Genomic DNA, 26,248 nt, shown 5'->3' on the forward strand with positions numbered 1-26,248 from the left:
CGGCGCACAACAGCGGTCTATTCTTCCACGCCGTCGGTCCTGCGCCAAAATCGGCCGTACGGCTCGCCCTCCGGGTCGGGTGCCCAGCCCAGGATGGAAAGCATCTCCCGGTCCTTCTTGTCGAAGGCCTTGGGGTCGCAGCGCTCGATGAGGTCGGGCCGGTTGGCCGTGGTGCGGCGCAGGGCCTCGTCCCGCCGCCAGCGGGCGATCCTGCCGTGGTGCCCGCTGAGCAGCACCTCCGGGATCCCGCGGCCGCGCCACTCGGGCGGCTTGGTGTAGACGGGGCCCTCCAGGAGGTTGGCCATGGCGCCGGGCGCGAAGGAGTCGTCGCGGTGCGACTCGGCGTTGCCGAGGACGCCGGGCAGCAGCCGGGCCACGGCCTCGGTGATGACGAGGACGGCCGCCTCGCCGCCGGCGAGGACGTAGTCGCCGATGGAGACCTCGTAGACCGGTATCCGGGTCGCGTACTCGTCGACGACCCGCCGGTCGATGCCCTCGTAGCGGGCCGGGGTGAAGATCAGCCAGGGCCGCTCGGACAGCTCGACGGCCAGCTCCTGGGTGAAGGGGCGGCCGCTGGGGGTGGGGACGATGAGTGCCGGGCCGTGCGAGCCGGTCTCGTAGCCGTCTGCCAGCACGGAGTCCAGGGCGTCGCCCCACGGGTCGGTCTTCATGACCATGCCGGGGCCGCCGCCGTACGGCGTGTCGTCGACCGTGCTGTGGCGGTCGTACGTCCACGTGCGCAGATCGTGCACCCCCACGTTCAGCTGGCCACGCGCGCGTGCCTTGCCGACCAGGGAGACGTTCAGCGGTTCCAGGTACTCGGGGAAGATCGTGACGACGTCGAGCCGCATTACGCCTCGTCCCGGCTGGAGTCGATCTCCGCGCGGTCGTCGATCAGCCCCGGCGGCGGGTCGATGACGGCCCGCTGCTCCTCCAGGTCGATCTCGGTGACGATCTCCTCGACGAACGGGATCATCACCTCGGTCCCGTCGGGGCGCTCGACGATGAAGAGGTCCTGGGTGGGCAGGTGGGAGATCTCGGTGATCCGGCCGACCTCCGCCCCGTCCGCGGTGACCACGTCGAGGTCGATCAGCTGATGGTCGTAGTACTCGTCCTCGCCCTCGGGCAGTTCCTCGGGGTCGACGTCGGCGATCAGCAGGGTGTTGCGCAGCGCCTCGGCGGCGGTGCGGTCGCCGACGCCCTCGAAGCGCAGGAGGAGGCGGCCGCTGTGGACCCGGCCGGCGGCGATGGTGAGGGGCCCCGCGGAGGCGGGGTCGGTGGCGAGTACGGCGCCCGGGGCGAGCCGCAGTTCCGGCTCGTCGGTGCGGACCTCGACGGTGACCTCGCCCCTGATGCCGTGGGCGCGGCCGATCCGTGCGACTACCAGCTGCACTGTGCTTGCTCTCCTGTCGGAACGACTGCGAGCCGAAGACGGCTCATACGACTGCGGGCCGGGGACGGCCCAGTGGCCCTCCCCGGCCCGAGCCGGTGCTGCGTTGCGTCAGCGGACGTTGTCCACGTCGACGAGGTCGACCCGGACACCGCGGCCGCCGATGGCGCCCACGACGGTACGCAGGGCGCGTGCGGTGCGGCCGTTGCGACCGATCACCTTGCCGAGGTCGTCGGGGTGGACCCGGACCTCCAGCACCCGCCCGCGACGCAGGTTGCGCGAGGCGACCTGCACATCGTCAGGGTTGTCGACGATGCCCTTCACGAGGTGCTCGAGAGCCTCCTCGAGCATGCTCAGGCCTCGGTCGACTCGGAGGACTCGGCCGCGGCCTCGTCCTTCTTCTCGGCCTTCTTCTTCTGGGTGATGGCCTCACCCTTGCCCTCGTCGTCGCCGCCCAGGGCCTCGAACGACGGGCGCGCCTTCTTCGGCTCGGCGACGAGCAGCGGAGCCGGGGCGGGCTCGCCCTTGAACTTCTGCCAGTCGCCGGTCTTCTTGAGGATGGCGAGCACGGGCTCGGTCGGCTGGGCGCCGACGCCGAGCCAGTAAGCCACGCGGTCCGCGTCGACCTCGATGACCGACGGGTTGTACGTCGGGTGGTACTTGCCGATCTCCTCGATCGCACGGCCGTCACGACGGGTGCGGGAGTCGGCGACGACGATGCGGTAGTGAGGCGAACGGATCTTGCCCAGACGCTTCAGCTTGATCTTGACTGCCACGGGAGTGGGTTCTCCTGGATTTGACGTGGTTGGGCACGGCGAGAGAGCCGCGTGGGGTTGCGGTACCCGAGTGCCCGATGGACGCGTCAGCCGGAGGAGAGAGGGGTCCTGTGCGGCTGTCGAGTACAGCTAGCCATTGTGCCACACCCGATCGAGGGGTTCCGACCAAGGGTTCGGGCGAGGGCGCGGACCCGCGCCCGGGCACGCCGGAGCGGCATCCGGCGTGCCCGGACCGCACGCCGGATGCCCGACCGGCGCCGCGGGGTACGGCGAGGCCGGCTTCGGCTGCCACGAGCAGCCGGAGCCTCAGCTCGCCGCCGCGCCCACGACCTCGGGGATCCGGAACGGCTTGCCGCAGCCGCCGCAGACGATCGGTGCCTGGGCCAGGACGGACGGGACGACCCGGACGTTGCGCCCGCAGTCGCACACCGCCTTCACCCGCACGCCCCCGCCGGAGGAGCCGTGCCGGGCGGCGGGGCCGCGGAAGCTGCGGGCGGTGTCGGCGGAGGTGGCCGCCGTGTGCGCCTTCAGGGCGCGCTGCAGGCGCTCGATCGTCGCGCGGTAGCGGCGCTTGGCCTCGGGGTTGAGCGTGACCAGTGAGAAGCCGCTGCTCGGGTGCGGCTCCTCGGGGTGGTCGAGGCCCAGCTCCTCGGCGATCGCGAGGAATCTGCGGTTGTGGTAACGGCCGGCGCGGGAGGTGTCGCGGATTCCGCGCGCGGCGGCGATGCCGTGGACTGCCTCGTGGAGCAGTCGCTCGAAGGAGAGCTCGTGCCCGCAGGCGGACGACGACTCCCCGATCAGGGACTCGGGCGCGGCAAGGTCCGGCAGCTCGGGGTGGTACCGCTGAATGTCGGCCCACGCCTGTGCCAGCTCTGCGGCGAGAACAGGTGGTGTCGTGCTCACGTAATCACAACGAGCCGGGGTCCCGCTGTGTTCCTATTCCGGGGCATCCCAAATAATTTGCACGTACCCGTCAGTTGCCGCTGATGCGTCCTGACGAGGGCGGGTGCGCTGATCTGCGGAGAAGCCGCACAGCTCATCACAAGGTGGTACGTAGCCTGACGTACGCCCCGGCGCGTACGCCTCCACCCCGCGCCGCGCCCGGAAGCGGGGCGCTCGCCGGTGCGCAAGGGGCGCATCCGCGCACACCCGTGCACTCGGGTCAGCGACACCGACGCCGGTGACGTTACCGCGTGCCCCGACAGCGCCCCGCACCGCCCCTTGTCCACGGCCCGACGCCGTACCACGCGAGGTTGCCGGCATGTGAAATCTCGCCCCCACCGCCCCCGAACACCAAGCCGGAGCCCCCCACCACTGGACGCCACCGCGAGCCCGGAGTTTCCTGGCATACGGGGGGCGAGCGCACGTCACGGGGGCTTCGGAACAACGGGGACAGCGGCAACTCTCGGCGGAATGGGGCGCTTACATATGACACCTACGCTCGTGCGTCAGCACCCGCACACGGGGGACAAGCCCCGCGTGGACCTGAGTGCACGCGCGCGTGACTGGTCCGAGATCCAGGAGCGGATGCTCGTCCCGCTCCACGAGGCCGTCTACGAGCGGCTCGACGTGGGCCCCGGCACACGGCTGCTCGGCCTCGGCTGCGGCAGCGGGCTGGCCCTGCTGACGGCCGCCGCCAGAGGCGCCGAGACCACCGGCGTCGAGTCCTCCTCACCCGAACGGCTCACCCTCGCTCGGGAACGCCTGCGCGCGGAGACGACCGGCACGCACGCGCGGGCGGGCGCCCCGGCGGTCACCGCGTCACTCGACGGACTCGACAGGCTCGACGGACTCGGCACGAGCGGCACGCCGGGCGCGCCCGGCCGTCGCGCCGGCGGCTACGACATCGTCACCGCCTTCGAGCCCATCGGATGCCGCGCGGGCGACTCCGACGACCTCGCCGGCCTGCTCACCGCGGCGGCGGCGTACGCCGCGCGCGGGGCGGCCGTGGTGCTGGCCGGCTGGGGACCACCGGAACGCTGCGCCACCGCCACCGTGCTGCGCGTCGCCGACAAGCTGGCCGATCCGCTGCACGGTGCCGGCCGCTGGCGCCCGGCCCTGCGAGACGACCTGGAGGAGGTCGCCGAGCGCGCCGGACTGCGCCCGGACGGCTCGGGACGGGTCGCCTGCCCCTTCGGGTACGCCGACATGGACAGCGCGGTGCGCGGACTGCTCTCCACCGGCCTGTTCGACGCGGCGATCACCGCGACCGACCCGGCCCAGGTCGACAAGGAGATGCGGGAGGCCCTGCACCCGTACCGCAGGGCCGACCGGACGGTGTGGATGCCGAACGTGTTCCGCTATCTGATCGCCCGGGTGCCGTAGCCGCCGCTCAGGAGGACTCGGGGTCGTCCTTGGTCAGCCGGGTGATGCCCGCGATCCGGTAGGCGTCCGCCTCCTCCAGCGTCTCCTTCTCCAGCAGCGCCTCCGCCAGGGCGTCCAGCTGCCCGCGGTGGTCGCGCAGCTTGCGGCAGGCCTCCTCGTAGCACTCGTCCACGATGCGGCGCATCTCGCCGTCGATCACGTCCAGGGTCTGGGGCGCGGCGGCGAGGCCGTACGCCTGCTGGGCGTCACCGGGAAGGGCGGAGAGCCGGCCCACCCGCTCGCTCATGCCCCAGCGGGCCACCATCCCGCGCGCGATGTTGGTGACCTGCTCCAGGTCGTTCTCCGCGCCGGTGGTGACCACCTCGAACACGACGTGCTCGGCCGCCATCCCGCCGAGCGCGCCGATGATCCGCCCGCGCAGGTACTCCTGGGTGTACGCGTACTTGTCCGAGTCCGGCGTGGACAGGGTCACGCCGAGCGCCCGCCCGCGCGGGACGATGGTGATCTTGCGGACCGGGTCGGCGCCCGGCTGCAGCATGCCCAGCAGGGCGTGCCCGCTCTCGTGGTAGGCGGTGCGCCGACGCTCCTCCAGGGGCATCACCAGTGCCCGCTCGGCGCCCAGCTGCACCTTCTCCAGCGCCTCCGACAGGTCGGTCCGCGTCACCCAGTGCTGCTGCCGCTTCACGGCGAGCAGGGCTGCCTCGTTGGCGAGGTTGGCCAGTTCCGCGCCGGTCATGCCGGGCGTCGTACGGGCGACCTGGGCCAGGTCCACGTCGTCCGCCAGCGGGATCTCGCGGGTGTGGATGCGCAGGATGGCCTCCCGGCCGCCCCGGTCCGGCGGCGAGACGTTGACCACCCGGTCGAAGCGGCCCGGCCGGGTCAGCGCCGGGTCCAGGACGTCCGCGCGGTTGGTCGCCGCGATCACGATCACGCCCTCCGAACCCGAGAAGCCGTCCATCTCCGTCAGGATCTGGTTCAGCGTCTGCTCGCGCTCGTCGTGACCGCCCACCGTGCCACCGCCGCCCCGCGCGCGGCCGATGGTGTCGATCTCGTCGATGAAGATGATCGACGGCGCCACCTTCCGGGCCTCGGCGAACAGCTCACGCACCCGGGAGGCGCCCACGCCCACGATCATCTCGATGAACTCGGAGGCCGACGCCGAGAAGAACGGCACCCGCGCCTCGCCCGCCACGGCCCTCGCCAGCAGCGTCTTGCCGGTGCCGGGCGGACCGGCCAGCAGCACACCGCGCGGCATCTTGGCGCCCATCCGCCGATAGGCGTCGGGGTTCTTCAGGAAGTCGACGACGTCGTTCAGCTCGCCCGCGACCTCGTCGATGCCGGCCACGTCCGCGAACGTCGTCCGTTTCTGCCCGGGCTCCAGCTCGACCGGCTTCGGGGGCGGTTTGCGCCCGAACATGCCGCCCCCGCCGCCCATGCCCGGCCGCATCCGCCGCGCGATGAAGATCCACAGCACGACCAGGATCAGCATCGGCGCCAGCGAGATCAGCACGTTGGCCAGCAGACTGCGCTGCTGGACCACCGGTTCCGCGGTGACGGTGACGTCGTTCCTGGCCAGGTCCTCCCAGAGCTGGTCGTCGGCGAAGGCCGGCCGCTGGGTCTTGAACTTGGTGTACGTCCCGTCGCCGTCCGGGCTGTCCTGGGCCTGTTTCAGCTGGCCCTGGATGGCGTCGCCCTTGGAGTAGATCTTGCTGACGTTGTTGTCGTCGACCTGTTTGCTGAACTCGGTGTACGAGATCGTCGGCTCGTCACCGTCCCCGAAGAAGGACAGCGCCAGGTTGGCGATCACGAACACGACCAGCGCGGCGGCGACCAGGCTCCACCAGCCGCCGGGTATCCGCCGCCCACCGGACGGCGGCTTCGGCGACTCGTCGGGAGTGCCCTCGGTACGCCAGGGTTTGTCGGGAGACTCGCGTGGCGGCGCAGGGTTGGTCATATCGGGACGTTACGCCAGGAAAGCCGTACAAGCATTCCCATGGACGGCACTGAGGGCGCCCCTTCCGGAAAAAGGGCACCCTCAGCGGACGTACGACCGGGCCGGCGTCAGCCCATGAACTTCTTGAACTCGTCCGGCAGCTCGAAGTCCTGCCCGGCCTGCTGGCCCGGCAGCCCGAAGGCGTTCCCCTCGGCGGCGGCCGCGCGGCGGGCGGCCTCCTCCTGCTCCTGCTGCTTGCGCTTCATCGGGTTGCCGGAGCGCTGCTTGCCCTTGGCCTTCTTCGGCTGCTTCTTGGTCCGGCCGGGGCCGCCGCCCATGCCCGGCATCCCCGGCATGCCCGGCATACCGCCGCCCTGAGCCATCCGGGACATCATCTTGCGGGCCTCGAAGAACCGCTCGACCAGGTTCTTCACCGCGCTGACCTCGACACCGGAACCCTTGGCGATACGGGCGCGGCGCGAGCCGTTGATGATCGTCGGGTCCTGGCGCTCGGCCGGGGTCATCGACTTGATGATCGCGGCGGTGCGGTCGACGTCCCGCTCGTCGAGGTTGTTGATCTGGTCCTTGATCTGCCCCATGCCCGGCAGCATCCCGAGCAGCTTGGAGATGCTGCCCATCTTCCTGACCTGCTCCATCTGGGACAGGAAGTCGTCGAGCGTGAACTCCTGGCCCTTCTTGGACGCCAGCTTGGAGGCCATCTTGGCGGCCTCTTCCTGGCTGAAGGTCTTCTCCGCCTGCTCGATCAGGGTGAGCAGGTCACCCATGTCGAGGATGCGGGAGGCCATCCGGTCCGGGTGGAAGGCGTCGAAGTCGTCGAGCTTCTCGCCGTTCGACGCGAACATGATCGGCTTGCCGGTGATCTGCCGGATGGACAGCGCGGCACCACCGCGCGCGTCGCCGTCGAGCTTGGAGAGCACCACGCCGTCGAAGCCGACGCCGTCGCGGAAGGCCTCGGCGGTGTTGACGGCGTCCTGACCGATCATCGCGTCGACGACGAAGAGGATCTCGTCGGGGGAGACGGCGTCCCGGATGTCGGCGGCCTGCTGCATCATCTCCTGGTCGATGCCCAGGCGGCCGGCGGTGTCGACGATGACGATGTCGTGGACCTTGGTCCTGGCGAAGTCCAGGGAGTCCTTGGCGACCTTGACCGGGTCGCCGACGCCGTTGCCCGGCTCCGGCGCGTACACGGCCACACCGGCACGCTCGGCGACGACGCTCAGCTGGTTGACGGCGTTCGGGCGCTGCAGGTCGGCGGCGACCAGGAGCGGCGAGTGGCCCTGCTCCTTCAGCCAGCGGCCGAGCTTGCCCGCGAGGGTGGTCTTACCGGCACCCTGCAGACCGGCCAGCATGATCACGGTCGGCGGCTGCTTGGCGAAGCGCAGGCGGCGGGTCTCGCCGCCGAGGATGGTGACCAGCTCGTCGTTGACGATCTTCAGGACCTGCTGGGCGGGGTTCAGCGCCCGCGAGACCTCGGCACCGAGTGCGCGTTCCTTGACGTTCTTGATGAACGTGCGCACGACGGGCAGAGCCACGTCCGCCTCGAGGAGCGCGATACGGATCTCGCGCGCGGTGGCGTCGATGTCCGCCTCGCTCAAACGCCCCTTGCCGCGCAGATTCTTGAAGGTCGCTGAAAGGCGATCGGAGAGAGTATCGAACACGGCGCTCGCGGTCCTCGGGGTCGGTGACGGGCGGATGAATCGCCCTCCAGGGTATCCGGACGGCCGCGGTGGGGTCTCCCCCGTGTTCTCACGACGGCGAAGACCCCACACCTGCGGGTGTCACCCCCGCAGCGTCTCCTCCAGCTTCCGTGCCACCGCTGTCGCCTCCTCCCCCGGCAGCGGCACGCCCTCCGCGCCGGTGACGTAGAACGCGTCGACGGCGTTCGCGCCCAGCGTGGAGACGTGGGCGCTGCGCACCCGGACCCCGGCGTCCTCCAGCGCCCGCCCGATGCGGAACAGCAGTCCCGGCGCGTCCTGGGCGCGGACCTCGATCACCGTGGCGTGGCGGGAGGCCGCGGAGGCGACCGCGACGCGCGGTGGCGGTGCGACCACGCCCCGGCGGCGCGGATAGGCCGCGTCCCGCTCGGCCAGGCGGCCGGCGATGTCGAGGCTGCCGTCCAGGGCCCGGACGAGGTCCGCGCGGAGGCGGGCGGCCTGGGGCAGGGAGCCGTACTCCGCCGCCACCCGCCAGTCGAGGAGCAGGACGGTGCCGTCGACGCCGTCGGGCAGTTCCAGGGCGCGCAGCTCGGCCGTACGGACGGTCAGGCGGTGCATGGCGAGGACGCCGGCCACGGCGGGCAGCACGCCCGGCTGGTCGGGCACGGCGATGAGCAGTTCGACGCCCAGCGGCTCGGGGTCACCGGCAACATCGGGCTGCTCCGACGGCGGCTCGGTCTGCGCCCGCAGCGCCAGCACCGGTCCGCCGGTGCGGTACGCCTCGACGGCGAGCCGTTCCTGCTCGGCGGTGGGCGCGGCGGCCTCGGGCTCCTCGGGGGCGTCCCCGGCGAGCACGGCCGAGACCCGTTTGACGAGGTCGGCAACGAGCGAGCCCCGCCAGGACGACCAGGCCGCCGGGCCGGTGGCCAGCGCGTCCGCCTCGGTGAGGGCGTGCAGCAGTTCCAGGGTGCTCTGGGTGCCGACCGCCTCGGCGACCGACCGCACCGTGGACGGGTCGTCCAGGTCGCGCCGGGTGGCGGTCTCCACCAGGAGCAGGTGGTGCCGTACGAGTGTGGCGAGCACGGCCACGTCGTCGCGGTCGAAGCCGATCCGGCCCGCCACGTCACGGGCGATGATCTCGCCGGCGACGGAGTGGTCGCCGGGCCAGCCCTTGCCGATGTCGTGCAGCAGCGCGGCGACCAGCAGGAGGTCGGGGCGGCTGACCCGGCGGGTGAACTCGGAGGCGCGCACGGCGGTCTCGATGAGGTGCCGGTCGACGGTCCAGATGTGCACGGCGTTGCGCTGCGGCCGGCAGCGCACCCGCTCCCAGTCGGGCAGCAGCCGGGTGATGAGCCCTTCGGCCTCCAGTGCCTCCCAGACCTCCACGGTCGGACGACCGGAGCCGAGCAGGGTCACCAGCTGCTCGCGGGCCTCGGCGGGCCAGGGCGTGGGCAGGGGGCGCACGGTGGCGGCCAGGCGCCGTACGGCGTGCAGGGAGAGCGGAAGTCCGGCCTGCGCGGCGGCGGCCGCGGCACGCAGGGGGAGCACGGGGTCGCGTTCGGGGCGCGCGGCGCGGGCGAGCACCACCTCGCCCTCCTGCTCCACCACCCCTTCGGCCAGCGGGGACCGCTCGGCCACCGGTTTCCCGCCGCCCAGCATGGCGCGCAGCCGGGGCCGCACGGCGCGCGAACGCAGCACGCGCCCCACTTCGCGCCAGGTGACATCGCTGGCGTACGAGATGACGCGCGCCGCCTCGTACACCTGCCGCAGCAGCGTGTCGGCGTCCAGCAGTCCCAGCTCGGCCGCGACCTGGTCCTGTTCCTGGAGGGAGAGACGGTCGGTGGCGCGGCCGGTGGTCAGGTGGAGGGCGTCGCGGACGTCGAGGAGGCGGCGCCGGGCGTCATCGAGGCCTTCGCGCGGGGCGTCGGCCAGCCAGGAGGCGGCGACGGCGCGCAGCGCGGTGGCGTCCCGCAGGCCGCCGCGGGCCTCCTTGAGGTCGGGTTCCAGCAGGTACTGCAGCTCCCCTTGGCGTTCCGCGCGCTCAGCGCACAGTTCCTGCAGTTCGGGGAGGCGTTTGGGTGCCTGGTTGCGCCAGTCGGCGAGGACGGCGGTGCGCAGGCCGGCGGTGAGGCCGAGGTCACCGGCGAGGTGCCGGGCGTCCAGGAGGCCGAGGTGCACCTTCAGATCCTGCTCGGCTGTCTTGCGGGCCTCGGCCGGGGTGCGCACGGAGTGGTCGAGGGCGAGGCCGAGGTCCCAGACGGGGTACCAGAGGCGGTCTGCGAGCGCGGCGATCGCGTCCGGGTCACCGCCGTCGTGCAGCAGGAGCAGGTCGAGGTCGCTGCGCGGTGACAACTCCCCGCGGCCGTAGCCGCCCACGGCGACGAGCGAGACGCCCTTCAGCCCGCCGGCTCCCGCGTCGAACAGTCCCGCCAGCCAGTCGTCGGTCAGCCCGGAGAGGGCGGCACGGCGCGGCGGCCCGGACCGCGCCCCCTCCTGGAGGAGGCGCAGCCGGGCCGCCGCGTAGCCGCTGGGTCCCGAGTCCTCTGCTTTCGTCGTGTCCGTGCTCGTCACCCAGCGACTCCTGTTCTCCTCGGTCAGAGCGCGTCCGTCAGAGTGCGTCTTTCAGCGCGCGTCCGTCAGAGCGCGTCCGGGCCGCGCTCGCCGGTGCGGACCCGGACGGCCGTCTCGACCGGCAGGGACCAGACCTTGCCGTCACCGATCTTGCCGGTGCGGGCGGCCTTGACGATGACGTCGATCAGCTGCTCGGCGTCGTCGTCCTCGGCCAGCACCTCGATGCGGATCTTGGGCACGAGGTCGACGGTGTACTCGGCGCCGCGGTAGACCTCGGTGTGCCCCCGCTGACGACCGTAGCCGCTGGCCTCGGTGACCGTGAGCCCGTGTACTCCGAAGGCCTGGAGGGCCTCCTTGATCTCGTCGAGCCGGTGGGGCTTCACGACGGCGGTGATGAGCTTCATGCGTCCACCTTCTTGGTCTCGGCCTGGGCGACCGGGGCGGTGACGGAGGCGGAGCGGGAGGTGCCGCCGCCGGCGCCGCTGAAGTCGTATGCGGTCTCGGCGTGCTCGGCCTGGTCGATGCCGGCCACCTCGTCGTCCTCGGGGACCCGCATGCCGATCGTCTTGTCGAGGACGAAGGCGAGGACCGCGGAGACGACCAGGGAGTAGGCGAGCACCGCGAAGACACCGGCGGCCTGCTTGCCGAGCTGGGCGGCGTCACCGCCGTAGAAGAGGCCCTTGACGTCGGACTGGCCCTCGCCGGAGGCGAAGAAGCCGACGAGCAGGGAGCCGACGATGCCGCCGACGAGGTGGACGCCGACGACGTCGAGCGAGTCGTCGTAGCCGAACTTGTACTTCAGGCCGACGGCCATGGCGCACAGCAGACCGGCGATGGCGCCGACGGCGATCGCGCCGAGCGGGTCGACCGCGCCGCCGGCCGGGGTGATGGCGACCAGGCCGGCGACGGCACCGGAGGCGGCACCCAGCGTGGTGAAGGCGCCATGGCGCAGCTTCTCGTAGATCAGCCAGGCGAGCATGGCGGCGGCGGTGGCGACCTGGGTGTTGACGAACATCAGGGAGCCGACGCCGTCGTCGTTGCCGAGCCAGGAGCCCGCGTTGAAGCCGAACCAGCCGAACCACAGCAGTCCGGCGCCGAGCATGACCAGCGGCAGGCTGTGCGGGCGCATCGGGTCCTTCTTGAAGCCGACCCGCTTGCCGATGACCAGGATGACGCCGAGCGCGGCGGCACCGGCGTTGATGTGGACGGCCGTACCACCGGCGAAGTCGATCACACCCAGCTCGAAGGCCCAGCCGCCGGTGCCCCAGACCCAGTGGGCGACGGGGAAGTAGACGACGGTGGCCCACAGGGCGATGAACAGCGCCCAGGCGGTGAACTTGACCCGGTCGGCGAGGGCGCCGCTGATCAGGGCCGGGGTGATGATGGCGAACATCAGCTGGAAGACGGCGAAGACGAGCACCGGGATGGTGTAGCCGTCCCAGATCGCGTCCTTGTCGATGCCGGTGAAGCCGACGTAGTCCGAGTTCCAGGCGAAGATGCCGCCGGAGTCGTTGCCGAAGGCCATGGAGAAGCCGTACAGCACCCACAGGATGGTGACGATTCCCAGGCTGATGAAGCTCATCATCAGCATGTTCAGGGTGCTCTTGACCCGGACCATGCCTCCGTAGAAGAAGGCCAGTGCCGGGGTCATCAGCATCACCAGGGCGGAACAGATGAGCATGAAGCCTGTGTTGGCGGCAGAGATCTCCGTCTCTGCGGCAAGCGTGATGGCTGGTGCCATCGGCGTCTCCTCGTCGTTGGATACGGCCCCGTGCGGGCGAAGCCTGGAGCGGATTGAGGGGTGGGCCGGTTATGCGCCACGAGATTGGCGCAGCGCGGTTTCGGTGGAAGCCCCTCGTTGTTTCGCCGCCGTGACGAAGGCGCGGTGCGTGTTACGCGTCGATGAATTGGCAGATCTCGGGCCGCGCGATCGTTATCGTGGCGCAACCTTCGAGCGAGATCTTCGGAGGGAGAAAGAAACCGGCCGCGGGCGGCCTTCCGATGACCTGGCGTGGGGGAGCCGAGTCGGGCAGTTCGGGAGGGCCGGCCGCGGCCGGGGCTCGGGAGGTTCGGGCCTCAGACCGCCTCGGCGGTCTCGGGCAGCTCGACGGCGAGCTTGTCGGTGAGGTCGACGACCTTGGCGAGATCGCCGAAGTCGCGGGCGGCGGTGTCCACGGTCTTTCGGATACGGGTGTTCACGCGCTCGGAGCGGACCTTCTTGGCGACCTGCATGGCCCGCTCGGCGAAGACGGCGCTCTGCTCGGGCTCGCGCTGGAGCAGGTGGACCGTGGCCATGCCGATGAGGTTGAGCGCGTACGAGCGCTGGTGCTCGGAGTCCTGGGCGAACAGCTCGACGGCTCGCCGCATCAGCGGTTCGGCGAGGGAGGCGTAGGTGGGGCTGCGGCCGGCGACGTAGGCGAGGTCGCGGTAGGAGTGGCTGTTCTCGCCGTGCAGCTCGGCCTCGTTGAAGAAGCGGATCCAGTCGGGGTCCGGCTCGTCCCAGTCCTCGGCGTCGGCGAAGGTGTCCTCGGCCATCCGCACGGCCCGCTTGGTCTTGCCAGGCTGACCCATGTTCGCGTACGCGCGGGCCTCCATCGCATACAGCATCGCCTGGGTGCGCGGGCTCGCGCAGTCCCGGCTGCCGTACTGGGCGAGGTGGATCAGTTCCAGTGCGTCGTCGGGCCGGCCGAGGTGGATCATCTGCCGGCTCATGCTGGAGAGGACGTACGAGCCGAGCGGGCGGTCGCCGGCCTCCTTGGCGGCGTGCAGGGCGAGCACGAAGTACTTCTGCGCGGTGGGCTGGAGCCCGACGTCGTAGCTCATCCAGCCGGCGAGTTCGGCCAGCTCGGCGGCGACCTTGAACAGTTTGCGGGTGGTGGCCTCGGGCTGGGGTTCCTGGAGCAGGTCCGTGACCTCGTGCAGCTGGCCGACGACCGCCTTGCGGCGCAGGCCGCCGCCGCACTGGGCGTCCCACTGCCGGAACATCGCCGTGGTGGACTCCAGGAGGTCCAGCTCGGGCTTGGACAGGCGTCCACGCGCGCGGGCAGCGGGCGCGGACGCGGGTTCCGGCGCGGCCCCGAGGTCTAAGCCGTTGGAGAGCCGGGGGGAGGCGGGGGACGGGACGAGCCAGCGCTGCATGGGTTCGATGAGGGCCGGGCCCGCGGACAGGGACAGCGAGGTTCCGAGGAAGCCGCGCCGCGCCAGCATCAGGTCGCTGCGCGAGAACTCGCTGAGCAGTGCCACCGTCTGCGGGCCCGTCCAGGGCATGTCGACACCGGTCGCCGAGGGTGACTGGCGGGCGGTGCGCAGGCCCAGGTCCTCGACGGAGACGACACAGCCGAACCGCTCGGAGAACAGCTCGGACAGGATCCGCGGGATCGGCTCGCGCGGGTTCTCGCCGTCCAGCCAGCGTCGCACCCGCGAGGTGTCCGTCGAGATGTGGTTGGCGCCCAACTGGCGCGCCCGGCGGTTGACCTGCCGGGCCAGCTCGCCCTTGGACCAGCCGCTGCGCACGAACCACGAGCCCAACAGCTCATTCGGGCGCTTCTCAGCGTTCGTCCCGCTTCCGCCGTTGCCGCCCACTGGAACGCCCCCATCCCTCAGACCGCTTGTCATCGAGTGCGCCAAGCCTTATCAGAATGCCCGTCAAGTGCGCCGCCCGTCCCCGAGTTCTCACCCTTCGAACGGGAAACCGAGTTGCCTCCGGCATACCCACCAGCGCATGTGCCCCACTTGCTATGCACTCACAGTAATCCTACGATCACCCCTCCAACCATGGCGATTCAAGAAACGCCACCATTCGCCACCCCTTCGAATGAACTCACGGTGGCCTCCACACGATTCACTTGACACATCACGACCAGGAACGGGCGGAGTGAAGTGAACGGGGGCGTGCGCAGCCATGCGCACCACCCGGCGGACTTCCGGGCGCCGAGTAGACCGCGCGGCATCGGGCAACCGGGTAGGCATGGTCACGTTCCGCATTCGCCTCGATCCGGCTCGTAACCACCGCCGCTTCGGACCCGTTGGAGGGGGCATGGGCTTCACGATCGGCAGCAGTCGGGGCATTCGCGACATCCGGTCCGGCTCGCGCCGCCGCGGCCGCTCGTCGGAGTGCACCACCGTGGCCGAGTACACCGGTCTGTGGGGATGGGACGTCGTGCCGGGCGCGCGGGCAGCCGCGGGCCTGTGCTCCTGCGGCCGCCCCGACTGCCGGGCACCGGGCGCGCACCCGCTGGACTTCGCCTCCCGGGTGCCGGCCGGCGCCACCTTGGACGAGGTGACCGACGCCTGGGCGGAGGTGCCGGGCGCGGCCGTGATGCTGCCGGTCGGGCGGGCGTTCGACGTGATCGAAGTCGCCGAGACGGCCGGGCGGCACGCCCTGGTCCGGCTGGAGCGGATGGGCCTCCCTCTCGGCCCGGTGACCGCCACCCCGGACGGCCGCGCCCACTTCTTCGTCGCGCCCGGCGCCGCCGCCGAGCTCCCCGCGCTGCTCTACCGCATGGGCTGGGACGACCCCGGCCTGGACCTGCGCGGACTCGGCCCCGGTACGTTCATCACCGCGCCGCCCTCCGACCGCGGCGGCCTCGGCCCGGTGCGCTGGCTGCGCTCCCCCGCCCTGGACTCGGCGTCCCGGCCGCCGGAGGCCCGGCTGCTGCTGGGGACGCTGGCCTACGTGGCGCACCGGTCGCGGGCGTAACGCCCGGTCATGGACCCAGCGCCTCGGTCGCGGGCGTGACACCCCACCGATCGCGGGCCTCGCGCACCGCCGTACGGCGAAGCGCCCGCCCCCTTTCTCCGGGGGGCGGGCGCTTCGCGAGCACGTACGAATCTTCGTAGGCGGGGGTCACTCTCCGATGAGGGCGTCGACGAACGCCTCCGGCTCGAACGGCGCGAGGTCGTCCGCGCCCTCGCCGAGCCCGACCAGCTTGACCGGGACGCCCAGCTCGCGCTGGACGGCGACGACGATGCCGCCCTTGGCGGTGCCGTCGAGCTTGGTGAGCACGATGCCGCTGATGTCGACGACCTCGGCGAACACCCGGGCCTGCACCAGGCCGTTCTGACCGGTGGTGGCGTCGAGGACGAGCAGCACCTCGTCGAGCGGGGCGTGCTTCTCGACGACGCGCTTGACCTTGCCGAGCTCGTCCATGAGGCCGGTCTTGGTGTGGAGCCGGCCGGCGGTGTCGATGAGCACGACGTCGGCCGCGATCTCCTTGCCCTCCTTGACCGCGTCGAACGCGACGGAGGCGGGGTCGCCGCCCTCGGGCCCGCGCACGGTGTGGGCGCCGACGCGCTCGCCCCAGGTCTGGAGCTGGTCGGCGGCGGCCGCGCGGAAGGTGTCGGCTGCGCCGAGGACGACGCTGTTGCCGTCGGCGACCAGGACGCGGGCGAGCTTGCCGGTGGTGGTGGTCTTGCCGGTGCCGTTGACGCCGACGACCATCACGATGCCGGGCTTGCGGCCCTCGGGCTCGGTCTTCACGGTGCGGTCGAAGTCGGTGCCGACCAGCGTGAGCAGCTCCTCGCGGAGCAGACCGCGCAGTTCCTCGGGGGTGCGGGTGCCGAGCACCTTCACCCGCTCGCGCAGCCGCTCGACCAGCTCCTGCGTGGGCTGGACGCCGACGTCGGCGGTGAGCAGGGTGTCCTCGACCTCCTCCCAGGTGTCCTCGTCCAGGTGCTCGCGCGAGAGCAGCGAGAGCAGGCCCTTGCCGAGGGCGTTCTGGGAGCGGGACAGCCGGGCCCGCAGCCGCACCAGGCGTCCGGCGGTGGGTTCCGGGATCTCGATCGGGGGAGCCTCGACAAGGGGCTCCTCGACGACGGGAGGCTCCTCGACGGCGGTCGGGGCCGAGCCGTCCGGGAGGTCCACCTCCTCTATCGTCCGGCGCGGTTCCTCCTTAGGCGTCTCGGCCTCGTCGCCGACGTGCGGCTCGGCCGGGGGTGCGGTGAGGTCGGGCGTCGCGGGGGGCGGCGGGGGCAGCGACTTCTTCCGCCGGCTGCCGACGATGAGCCCGCCGAGCGCGCCGAGCACGACCACGGCGATGACTACAGCAAGGATGACGATGTCCATAACGCGTCCAGTATCGGCCATGGGGGTCCGCCGGACCCTGCTTGTGGCTTCCTCCGAGAGACAAAAGACACCGGTGGGTGCGAGTCGGACCAAAGTACAGTGGCACAGACCGCGTCAACGCGCGTAGAGTCCCGTCATCCCCCGTCCCCCCACCGCTAGGCATGTTCTTCATGAGCAAGACCGCCGAGGCCGAAGGCGCTCTCGAAACCCGCGGTATCGAGCAGGTACCGGACGACGAACGCACCGCCAGGACCCGCGAGCTGTTCCCCACCTGGGTGGGCGCCAACATCAGCGTGCTGCTGCTCACCATGGGCGCCAGCCTGGTCGTCGCGTACCACCTCAACATCTGGCAGGCGCTGGTCGTCGCCGCCGTCGCACCCCTCGTGTCGTACGGGCTGGTCGGACTGATCGGCATCGCGGGCAAGCGGGGCGGCGCGCCGGGCATGGCGCTGTCCCGCGCCGTCTTCGGGCAGCGCGGCAATCTGCTGCCCGGTTCGCTGATCTGGGTCGCCCGCTGGGGCTGGGAGACGATCAACGCGGTGACCGGCGCCTACGCCATGCTCACCATCCTGGACATCGTGTTCGGCATCGGCGCGAACAGCGTGCTGGACATGGTGACGCTGCTGGCGTTCGTGGTCGCGACATTCGCGATCTCCGGGCTCGGCATCAACGCCGTGCAGAAGTGCAACAAGTACGCGACCTACCTCTTCGGCGCGTTCTCGGTGCTGGTGCTGGGCTATCTGGCGGTGAACACGGACTGGTCGAAGGTGCTGGACCACTCCGCCGGTTCCACGGCCGCGGTGATCACCGGTATCGGCATGATCGCGGCGGGCGGCGTCAGCTGGATCCCGTCCGCGCCGGACTTCACCCGCTACCTGCCGCGTACCGCGTCGTCGAAGGCGATCGTGGGCACGGCGGTGGGCGGCGCCGGTGTCGTCGTGCTGCCGATGGTCCTGATGGGCGCGGTGATGGCGGTGTCCACGCCGGACCTGGCCTCGGCCGCCGACCCGGTCTCCTTCCTCGGCGAGATCCTGCCGACCTGGATCGCGGTGCCGTACCTGCTGATCGCGCTGATCGGCATGCTGCTGATCAACGCGATGTCGATGTACTCGGCGGGCTTCACCGCGCAGACCCTCGGCATCAAGGTGCCGCGGCACTGGGCGGTGTCGGTGAACGCCCTGATCTCGCTGGTGTTCGGCGGGGTGCTGATGCTGGTGGCGACGAGCTTCATGGGGTCCTTCATCGCCTTCCTGTCCCTGCTGGCGGTGGCGTTCTCCGCCTGGGTCGGCGTGTTCGGCGCGGACATGCTGCGGCGCACGGAGTACGACGGCCGGGCCATGGCCGACACCACGCGCACCAGCGCCTACTGGTACCGGGGCGGCTTCTCCCCCGCCGCGGTGACCGCCTGGGCGGTCGGCCTGGTCGCGGGCCTGCTGTTCACCACGTCGGACTGGTTCACCGGCCCGCTCGCCACGAACAACGTGATCGGCGAGTACGGCCTCGGCTGGGTCGCCACGATCGTGATCTCGGGCCTGCTGTACCTGGCCCTGCCGAAGCCGGCGGTGACGCCGTCGACGACGGCCGCCGAGCCCGCGGAGCCCACGGAGGCCTCCGAGCAGCTCACGGCGACCCGCGCCTGACGGAGCGGCCGGCTCCCGGGCACGCCGCTCGGCGCCCGAGCCGGCGACCGGTGTCCGGGAACCGCCGGCACACGGTCATGGCCATCTGACGTACCGCCAGCCACTGTCCCCCTCCACCGATCCGCACCGGAGGGGGACTTCCCATGCCCGTCACGGTCGTCCGGTTCAACCTGATCGAGCCCCGCGCCACCCCCGCCTCGCTCGGCGCCCGCTACCGGGCCGCGCTGGAGATGGCCGCGTACGCCGACACGCACGGTGTCACCACCGTGCAGACCGAGGAGCACCACGGTGTCGCCGACAACTCGCTGCCCTCGCCGTTCGTCTTCGCGGGCGCGGTACTGGGCGCCACCCGGCGGATCGCCGTGACCGTCTCGGCCGCCATCGGCCCGCTGCACGAGCCCCTGCGCCTCGCCGAGGACATCGCCGTACCGGACCTGCTGAGCGGCGGCCGGCTGGTGACCGTCGCCGGGATCGGCTACCGGGCCGAGGAGTACGAGCGCGCGGGGGTGCCCTGGGAGCCGGCGCTGCCGGCTCCAGGACGAGCTGCTGGAGACCCCGCTCCGGGCCTGGACGGGCGAGGAGTTCGCCTACCGGGGCCGTACGGTGCGGGTCACCCCGCGCCCCTTCACCGAGCCGCACCCCCTGCTGCTCGTGGGCGGCTCCTCGCGGGCCGCCGCCCGCCGCGCCGCCCGGCCCGGCCTGCCGTTCTTCCCCGGCGCGCATCTGCCGGAACTGGAGGCGTACTGCAAGGAGCGGCTGGTGGAGTACGGCACGCGGGGCTGGACGATGATGCCCGCCGCCGAGACGCCGCTGCTGCACCTCGCCGAGGACCCCGACCGCGTCTGAGCGGCGTACGGCGAACACTTCCTGCACGAGGCGCGGACGTACGCCTCCTGGCAGGGCGCGGGCATCCGCTCGGCGGTGCGGTCGGCGGCCGGGACAGTGGACGAGCTGCGCGCGGAGGGCGTCTACCGGGTCCTCACCCCCGACGAGTGCGTGGCGCGGGGCGCGGACCAGCTGGTGCTGCATCCGCTGGTCGGCGGGATGCCGGTGGACGAGGGCCGACGCAGCCTGCGGCTGCTGTGCGAAGACGTACTGCCCCGGCTCGGTGTCTGAGCCGGGGCAGTGCGTCTTACGGGTGTCGAGGAGCGGGCAGCGGGGACTTGGCCCGTCTCCTCGAGTTCTCGAGGGGCCGGATCAGCCCATCTCCTCCAGCTTCTTGCCCTTGGTCTCGGGCACGAACTTGAGGATGAACGGAATGGAGAGGAAGGCGAACACCGCGTACATGACGTAGGTGAGCGACAGGTTCCAGTCCGAGAGGTCCGGGAAGGTGATCGTGATCACCCAGTTGGCGATCCACTGGGCCGAGGCGGCCACACCGAGCGCCGCGGCACGGATCTTGTTCGGGAAGACCTCGCCGAGCATGACCCAGACGACCACACCCCAGGACAGGGCGAAGAACAGCACGAACGCGTTGGCGGCGATCAGCGCCACGTAACCCTGCGCGGTGGGCAGCGGGTCGTTGCCGTTCTGGAAGGAGAAGGACCAGGCGGCCGCCGCGAGCGAGATGCCCATGCCGACCGAGCCGATGAGCGCGAGCGGCTTGCGGCCGATGCGGTCGACGAAGATCATCGCGATCACGGTACCGATGATGTTGATGATCGAGGTCTCGAACGAGTAGAAGAAGGAGCTCGACGGGTCGACGCCGACGGACTGCCACAGCAGGTTCGAGTAGTAGAAGATGACGTTGATGCCGACCAGCTGCTGGAAGACGGAGAGGCCGATGCCGATCCAGACGATCGGCAGCAGACCGAAGCGGCCGCCGAGCAGGTCCTTGAAGGTGGACTTGTGGTCGCCGCGCATCGCCGTGTCGATCTCGGTGACGCGGGCGTCCAGGTCGATGTCGCCCTCGACGTCGGCGAGCACCTTCTTGGCGTCGGCGATACGGCCCACGCTGATCAGGTAGCGGGGGGACTCGGGGATGGCGAAGGAGAGCAGGCCGTAGATCACGGCCGGCACGAGCATCACGCCGAGCATCCACTGCCAGGCCTCGAAGCCGGCGACCTGACCGCGCTCCTCGCCGTCGGCCATGTTGAGGATGGCCCAGTTGACGAGCTGCGAGACGGCGATGCCGATGACGATGGCGGCCTGCTGGAACGAGGCGAGCCGGCCCCGGTAGGCGGGCGGGGCGACCTCGGCGATGTAGGCCGGGCCGATGACCGAGGCCATACCGATGGCTATGCCGCCGAGCACCCGCCAGGCGGCGAGGTCCCAGGCGGCGAACGGCAGACCGGAGCCCACGGCGCTCACCGCGAACAGCACCGCGGCGATCTGCATGACGCGGATACGGCCGATCCGGTCGGCGATCCGGCCCGCGACGGCGGCACCCACGGCGCTGCCGAGCAGGGCGCAGGCGGCGACGGTTCCGGTGGCGCCCGAGCTGAGGTCGAAGCGGTCCTGGATGCCGCCGTTGGCACCGTTGATGACAGAGCTGTCGTAGCCGAACAGGAAACCGCCCATGGCGGCCGCGGCGGTGATGAAGACGACGTGCCCGAGATGTTCGGGGTGCGCCGACTTGGCTCCTGACTGAGGTGCCTGCGCTGTGCTGGTCACGTGGGTAACTCCTCGGGCCACCGGCAACGCTGCCGGCGTGGGGGCGAAGTTCACGCCGCTCGAAACTGAAGGTAAAAGCGACGTTGCAGAGACTATGCCTTCAGGTTTCGAAGTCAATAGGCCAAGACCTGTGAGTTTTTAGCCACGGCGCGTCAGGCTTACGTTCACTTCTTGAAGTGATCAAGCGAGTGGCAGATGGATAGTGGTGGAGACCGGTGCCCCGAAGCCGGCGATCAACGCAGCCGCTGGCTGATGACCTTCGACACACCGTCGCCCTGCATGGAGACGCCGTACAGCGCGTCGGCGACCTCCATGGTCCGCTTCTGGTGCGTGATGACGATGAGCTGCGAGGCCTCCTGCAGCTCCTGCATGATCCGGATGAGCCGCTGCAGGTTGGTGTCGTCGAGCGCGGCCTCGACCTCGTCCATCACATAGAACGGGCTGGGCCGGGCCTTGAAGATGGACACCAGCAGCGCCACGGCGGTCAGCGACCGCTCCCCGCCCGAGAGCAGGCTCAGCCGCTTGACCTTCTTGCCCGGCGGACGCGCCTCGACGTCCACGCCGGTGGTGAGCATGTTGTCCGGATCGGTCAGCACGAGCCGTCCCTCACCGCCCGGGAACAGCCGGCTGAAGACGCCCTCGAACTCCCGCGCGGTGTCCCGGTAGGCCTCGGTGAAGACCTGCTCGACCCGCTCGTCGACCTCCTTGACCACCTGGAGCAGGTCCGCGCGGGTCTTCTTCAGGTCCTCCAGCTGCTCGCTGAGGAACTTGTGGCGCTCCTCCAGCGCCGCGAACTCCTCCAGGGCGAGCGGATTCACCTTCCCGAGCTGCTGATACGCCCGCTCGGCCGCCTTCAGCCGCTTCTCCTGCGCGGCCCGCACGAACGGCCTCGGCTGGTTGCGGGGATGTTCCGGGTCCTCGGGCAGCTCCTCGCCCTCGGCTGGCGGGGACGGCGGTACGAGCTGATGGGGGCCGTACTCGTCGACGAGCCCGGCGGGCTCCACGCCCAGCTCCTCCAGCGCCTTGGTCTCCAGCTGCTCGATCCGCAGCCGCTTCTCCGCACCCAGCACCTCACCCCGGTGCACGGAGTCGGTCAGCTTGTCGAGCTCGGCCTTGAGGTCACGGCCCTGGGTGCGGGCGGCGCCCAGCTCCTGCTCGCGCCGGGCCTTCGCCGCCTCGGCGGCGGCACGTTCCCGCTCCGCGCGGGCCAGGGACACCTCGACGTGCGCGAGCAGCTGCCGGGCACCCGAGGCGACGGCCTCGGCGACGGCCGCCTCATGGCGCAGCCGGGCCCGCCGCTGCTCGGCACGCGCGCGTGCCTCCCGTTCGGCGCGGGCGGCACGGTCGAGCGAATCGGCCCGCCCGGCCAGCCCCTTGACCCGCTCCTCGTGCGTACGGACCTGAAGGCGGGCCTCCATCTCGGTCTGCCGCGCGTTGGCGCCGTCGGCGGCGAGACGGTCCCGGACCGAGGTGTCCGGCTCCTCCTCGAACGGCATCTCCTCGGCCACGGCCAGCCGCTCGGCCAGCTCCTCGACCTCCTGGAGCGCCTTGTCCAGCGCCTCCTGCGCCCGCGCGGCGGCGGCCACGGACCGCTCCGCCTCACCCGCGGCGCCCCGCGCCTGCCCCGCGAGCCGGCCGAGCTGCTGGGCCACGGCCGACTTCTCCCGGTCGGCGGCCCGCCGCCGCTCCCCCAGCTCCTCGACGAGCGCGGCGGTCTCGGTGCGCCGCTCGGCGGCCGCCCGCTGCGCCTGTGTCAGCTCCTCGCACCGCACCGCCAGCTCCGCCAGTTCGGCGGCGGCCTCGTCCACGGAGGCCTGCACCTCCAGCAGACTCGGCGCCCCGGCGGACCCGCCCTGCGCGAAGTGCGCCCCGAGCAGATCACCCTCGGCGGTCACCGCGGTCAGCTCGGGCTGCGCGTACACCACCTCCTCGGCGTCCGCCAACGTCGCCACGACGACGATCCCGCGCAGCAGACGCCGTACGGAGGGCACCAGCTCGGCGGGCGCACGGACCAGGTCGGCGGCGGGGATTGCGTTGGTGCGGCCGGCAGCGGCGTAGGCGGTGGCTCGCTCGGTGAGGTGGTCGGACGGCCCTTCGCTCCCGGCGTCGGGGCGGGTGCCGGGACCGTCTGTGGAGGAGCCGGCGGTGGCACGCGCGGCGAGGCCGTCGGAAGCCGCGCCGCTGCCCGCGCCGGGGTGAGTGCCGGTGCCACCGGCGGAGGAGCCGACGCCCGCCCCCGCGGCAAGGCCGTCGGAAGCCGCGCCGCTCCCCGCGCCGGGCGGCTCCGCCGCGGTGGGCCGGAGGTCGCGGCGCCCCGCCGGGGCCGGGTGCTCCGGTGGGCCGGCGATTCCTGCCGCCGGCCCGACGATTCCTGCTCCCTCCGGTGGCCCGGCGATTCCCGCTTCCTCCGGTGGGCCGGCGACCAGCAGGGCCGCCCGGCCGCCGTCCTGTTTGCGCAGGAGGCGGATCGCCTCGGCGGCCGAGGCGGGGGTCGTCACCGCGAGCGCGTCGGCGGCGGCGCCGAAGGCCGCGGCGAGGGGGACCTCGTAGCCCGGGGTGACGGACAGGAGTCCGGCGGCCGGGCCGAGCAGTCCGCTGAGACGATCCTGCGCGGCGAGGAGCGCGCCGGTTCCGTCCTTGCGGCGCAGGCCCAGGGCCAGTGCCTCGTGCCGGGCCTGGGTGGCTGCCCGGCTGCGTTCGGCCGTGGTGACGGCCTCGCGGGCCGCGGTCAGCGCGGCCTCCGCCTCGGCCAGCCGGGCCTTCGCCGCCTCGTGTCGTTCCGCCAGCTCGGCGTCGCCCGCGTCGAGCCCGTCGACCTCGGCCCGCAGCGCCTCGTACTCCTCCTGCGCGGCGACGGCCCGCTCCTGCGCCTCGTCGCGTGCGGCGGCCAGCCGGTCGATCTCGGCCTGCGCGGAGGCGGCGCGCGACCGGGCGGCGTTGACCTGGCCGTTCAGCCGGGCCAGTCCCTCGCGTCGGTCGGCGATCGCCCGGGCCGCGTCCTTCAGGCGGCGCTCCTCGACGGCCAGCTCGCGCTCCAGTTCGGCACGGTGCGCCACCGTGTCCTCCAGCGCCCGCTGCGCCGCCTCCAGGGCCGCCTCCAGCTCGGCCTCCTGCTCGCGGATCCGGGCGGCCTCGCGCTCCAGGTCCTCGGGGTCGCGGCCGCGCCGCTCCTCCGGCGGTGCGGAGGTGGCGCTCTTCACCCGCGCCTCGGCCAGCGAGATCGTGCCGCGCACCCGCTCGGCGAGCTGGGACAGCTCGTACCAGGTCTGCTGGGCGCGCTGCAGGCGCGGGGTGAGCCGGCGGACCTCGTCCTCCAGCAGGCCCTCCCGCTGGAGCGCCTTGCGCAGCTCCTGCTCCGCGGTCTCCTTGCGTTCCTTCAGCGCGGCCTCGTCGGCGACCTCGGCCTGCAGTGCCTCGCGCAGGCGTACGAGATCGTCGGCGAGGAGGCGCAGGCGGGCGTCGCGCAGGTCGGCCTGGATGACGGCGGCGCGCCGGGCGACCGCGGCCTGCCGGCCGAGCGGCTTGAGCTGGCGGCGCAGCTCGTCGGTGAGGTCCTGCACGCGCGCGAGGTTGGCCTGCATCGCGTCCAGCTTCCGCAGCGCTTTCTCCTTGCGCTTGCGGTGCTTGAGGACGCCCGCCGCCTCCTCGATGAAGGCGCGGCGGCCCATGGGGTCGGCGTGCAGTACGGAGTCGAGCTGGCCCTGGCCGACGATGACGTGCATCTCGCGGCCGATGCCGGAGTCGGAGAGGAGTTCCTGGATGTCGAGGAGGCGGCAGGTGTCGCCGTTGATCTGGTACTCGCTGCCGCCGTTGCGGAACATGATCCGCGTGATGGTGACCTCGGCGTACTCGATGGGGAGGGCCCCGTCGGAGTTGTCGATGGTCAGGGACACCTCGGCGCGGCCCAGCGGGGGGCGGCCGGTGGTGCCGGCGAAGATGACGTCCTCCATCTTTCCGCCGCGCAGCGACTTGGCGCCCTGTTCGCCCATGACCCAGCTGAGCGCGTCCACGACGTTGGACTTGCCCGAGCCGTTCGGTCCGACGACGCACGTGATGCCCGGCTCGAAGCGGAGCGTGGTGGCCGAGGCGAACGACTTGAACCCACGGAGGGTCAGGGCCTTGAGGTGCACGCCGCTGGACTCTACCTTCCGGGGAAGTCTCACTCCATGAACGCGCGGTTTCACCGGTGAACGCGCAGGGCAGACCAAACGTTAAAGAAGCTGAAAGGATGCGCGGGGGAAAGAAAGAAGGGACGCCGGAGCGTCCCTTGCAACTTCTGACAACAGAGCGGTTGATACGGGCAGCCCAACCACTGCGTGTCGTTGTGCGATGCAGTGATCAGGTGAGCGCAGGCTCCGCCTGGTGTGCGTCGACGCTCTCCATGATCCTGTCGTGGTGAGAAGCGGCAGCCGCCAGCGCGTCCTTCTCCGCCTGAATCCGTACGATCTCGGATTCCAGGTCCTGGACGCGCTGCTGGAGCCGTCGCATCTCGGCGAGGAGTCGAGGGTCGGAGCCGCCGACGTAACCGAGAAGCGCCTTTGCCATGATGGATGGTCCTCCACAATGAGTGACCGACCGAAGCGGTGTGGGTCGTGAGGGATTCGCACCCGCGGTGCTTGGCACTTTGGAGTTATTGCTGCCGTTCATCCATGCCAAACAGCTAAGGTGCGCGGGGCTTTCAGCGTCTCACCAAAAAGTTTGACGGTCAACACGATCACGCCCCGTATTGACGGGCGACCCGGGGGCGCGCGGCCGTGAAGCGGCGGCGCTGCGACTCCTGCGGGACCTCAGGGCGTGGCGATCATCTTTCCGTGCGGAGCCTGCCACGGCAAGGGCTTCTTGGCAACCACCTGGGACTTTTCCTGCCGGGCAACTGCCCCCGGCATGTCCCACCCGCGCGCCGGAGCCGCCGGCCGGTTCCGGATCAGCGGATCGCGAAGCCGTCGTAGCCGCCGCGGGGTGTGTCCCAGATCTCGGTGACGCCGTCCACCCGCCCGGGCGTGTCGTCACCCTGGAGCCAGCCCAGCAGTCCCTCACAACCCTCACGCGCCCCTTCCGCGACCACCTGGACACGGCCATCGGCCAAATTGAGAGCAAAACCACTCAGGCCGCCGATCTCGAGCGCCTTGGCGCGCGTGAACCAGCGAAAACCCACGCCCTGCACGTTTCCACGCACCCAGGCGACCAGCCGTACATCCTCGCTCATAGGTGCAACCTAACCGGGCAATGTCTCTCCGGACACTTCCTCCCCCGGCGCCAT

The 26,248-nt window shown here is 71.5% G+C and carries 19 protein-coding genes and 1 pseudogene; 4 read left to right on the forward strand and 16 right to left on the reverse strand.

Annotated features, from left to right (window positions below; all coding sequences use genetic code 11):
* Window positions 1–17: 17 nt before the first annotated feature.
* From trmD to ACSU6L_RS10890, 5 genes are all read right to left on the reverse strand, one after another.
* The gene (gene trmD / locus ACSU6L_RS10870; RefSeq protein WP_437055888.1) at window positions 18–851 is read right to left on the reverse strand and encodes a tRNA (guanosine(37)-N1)-methyltransferase TrmD; all 834 of its coding nucleotides are present in this window, start codon (window positions 849–851) and stop codon (window positions 18–20) included.
* A complete protein-coding gene (rimM, locus tag ACSU6L_RS10875; RefSeq protein ID WP_437055890.1) occupies window positions 851–1,393 on the reverse strand; it encodes a ribosome maturation factor RimM in 543 nt (180 codons plus the stop codon). The genes trmD and rimM overlap by 1 nt, the downstream gene beginning before the upstream one ends.
* Window positions 1,394–1,501: 108 nt before the next feature.
* On the reverse strand, window positions 1,502–1,741 hold the full coding sequence (locus tag ACSU6L_RS10880) for an RNA-binding protein (RefSeq protein WP_029385578.1): 240 nt from the start codon (window positions 1,739–1,741) through the stop codon (window positions 1,502–1,504).
* A gap of 2 nt (window positions 1,742–1,743) precedes the next feature.
* Complete coding sequence (gene rpsP / locus ACSU6L_RS10885; RefSeq protein WP_073941164.1) at window positions 1,744–2,166, reverse strand: 30S ribosomal protein S16; 423 nt, start codon at window positions 2,164–2,166, stop codon at window positions 1,744–1,746.
* 306 nt (window positions 2,167–2,472) lie between these two features.
* Complete coding sequence (locus ACSU6L_RS10890) at window positions 2,473–3,069, reverse strand: hypothetical protein (protein ID WP_073941163.1); 597 nt, start codon at window positions 3,067–3,069, stop codon at window positions 2,473–2,475.
* Window positions 3,070–3,594: 525 nt separating this feature from the next.
* Here ACSU6L_RS10890 and ACSU6L_RS10895 point away from each other — a divergent pair.
* Window positions 3,595–4,491 carry an SAM-dependent methyltransferase gene (locus tag ACSU6L_RS10895; protein WP_437055893.1) on the forward strand — a complete coding sequence of 299 codons (897 nt, stop codon included), beginning with the start codon at window positions 3,595–3,597 and terminating at the stop codon, window positions 4,489–4,491.
* Between the two features lie 7 nt (window positions 4,492–4,498).
* Here ACSU6L_RS10895 and ftsH read toward each other — a convergent pair whose 3' ends face one another.
* The 6 genes from ftsH to nsdA form a co-directional block, all read right to left on the reverse strand.
* Window positions 4,499–6,445 (reverse strand): ATP-dependent zinc metalloprotease FtsH, encoded by a 1,947-nt coding sequence (ftsH, locus tag ACSU6L_RS10900; protein WP_437055895.1) that lies wholly within the window; start codon window positions 6,443–6,445, stop codon window positions 4,499–4,501.
* A 107-nt stretch (window positions 6,446–6,552) separates the two neighbouring features.
* The gene (gene ffh, locus ACSU6L_RS10905) at window positions 6,553–8,103 is read right to left on the reverse strand and encodes a signal recognition particle protein (protein ID WP_437055897.1); all 1,551 of its coding nucleotides are present in this window, start codon (window positions 8,101–8,103) and stop codon (window positions 6,553–6,555) included.
* Between the two features lie 120 nt (window positions 8,104–8,223).
* Window positions 8,224–10,671: a [protein-PII] uridylyltransferase gene (locus ACSU6L_RS10910; RefSeq protein ID WP_437055899.1), complete on the reverse strand. Its 2,448-nt coding sequence runs from the start codon at window positions 10,669–10,671 to the stop codon at window positions 8,224–8,226.
* Between the two features lie 65 nt (window positions 10,672–10,736).
* Window positions 10,737–11,075: a P-II family nitrogen regulator gene (locus tag ACSU6L_RS10915; RefSeq protein WP_003997576.1), complete on the reverse strand. Its 339-nt coding sequence runs from the start codon at window positions 11,073–11,075 to the stop codon at window positions 10,737–10,739.
* Window positions 11,072–12,412, reverse strand: coding sequence for an ammonium transporter (locus tag ACSU6L_RS10920; RefSeq protein ID WP_437055901.1), 1,341 nt, complete (start codon window positions 12,410–12,412; stop codon window positions 11,072–11,074). Before ACSU6L_RS10920 ends, ACSU6L_RS10915 begins: the two co-directional genes overlap by 4 nt.
* A gap of 335 nt (window positions 12,413–12,747) precedes the next feature.
* Window positions 12,748–14,253, reverse strand: coding sequence for a transcriptional repressor NsdA (nsdA, locus tag ACSU6L_RS10925; protein WP_437055903.1), 1,506 nt, complete (start codon window positions 14,251–14,253; stop codon window positions 12,748–12,750).
* Window positions 14,254–14,707: 454 nt separating this feature from the next.
* Between nsdA and ACSU6L_RS10930 the strand changes: the two genes are divergently transcribed.
* On the forward strand, window positions 14,708–15,370 hold the full coding sequence (locus tag ACSU6L_RS10930) for a bifunctional DNA primase/polymerase (protein WP_437055905.1): 663 nt from the start codon (window positions 14,708–14,710) through the stop codon (window positions 15,368–15,370).
* A gap of 147 nt (window positions 15,371–15,517) precedes the next feature.
* Here ACSU6L_RS10930 and ftsY read toward each other — a convergent pair whose 3' ends face one another.
* Window positions 15,518–16,735: a signal recognition particle-docking protein FtsY gene (gene ftsY / locus ACSU6L_RS10935; RefSeq protein ID WP_437055907.1), complete on the reverse strand. Its 1,218-nt coding sequence runs from the start codon at window positions 16,733–16,735 to the stop codon at window positions 15,518–15,520.
* Window positions 16,736–16,905: 170 nt separating this feature from the next.
* Here ftsY and ACSU6L_RS10940 point away from each other — a divergent pair, with 170 nt between their 5' ends.
* Window positions 16,906–18,375, forward strand: a complete 1,470-nt coding sequence (locus tag ACSU6L_RS10940; protein ID WP_437055909.1) for a cytosine permease — start codon at window positions 16,906–16,908, stop codon at window positions 18,373–18,375.
* A gap of 143 nt (window positions 18,376–18,518) precedes the next feature.
* Window positions 18,519–19,491, forward strand: a pseudogene (locus ACSU6L_RS10945) (LLM class flavin-dependent oxidoreductase).
* Window positions 19,492–19,572: 81 nt separating this feature from the next.
* Here the strand turns inward: ACSU6L_RS10945 and ACSU6L_RS10950 are convergent.
* From ACSU6L_RS10950 to ACSU6L_RS10965, 4 genes are all read right to left on the reverse strand, one after another.
* The gene (locus ACSU6L_RS10950; RefSeq protein WP_437055911.1) at window positions 19,573–20,988 is read right to left on the reverse strand and encodes a sugar porter family MFS transporter; all 1,416 of its coding nucleotides are present in this window, start codon (window positions 20,986–20,988) and stop codon (window positions 19,573–19,575) included.
* A gap of 233 nt (window positions 20,989–21,221) precedes the next feature.
* Window positions 21,222–25,118 (reverse strand): AAA family ATPase, encoded by a 3,897-nt coding sequence (locus ACSU6L_RS10955; RefSeq protein ID WP_437055913.1) that lies wholly within the window; start codon window positions 25,116–25,118, stop codon window positions 21,222–21,224.
* A gap of 208 nt (window positions 25,119–25,326) precedes the next feature.
* A complete protein-coding gene (locus tag ACSU6L_RS10960) occupies window positions 25,327–25,533 on the reverse strand; it encodes a hypothetical protein (protein WP_073941151.1) in 207 nt (68 codons plus the stop codon).
* A 379-nt stretch (window positions 25,534–25,912) separates the two neighbouring features.
* Window positions 25,913–26,194, reverse strand: a complete 282-nt coding sequence (locus ACSU6L_RS10965) for an acylphosphatase (RefSeq protein ID WP_073941150.1) — start codon at window positions 26,192–26,194, stop codon at window positions 25,913–25,915.
* Window positions 26,195–26,248: the final 54 nt, after the last annotated feature.

Source organism: Streptomyces sp. enrichment culture (assembly GCF_964272855.1).
Classification (GTDB): Bacteria; Actinomycetota; Actinomycetes; order Streptomycetales; family Streptomycetaceae; genus Streptomyces.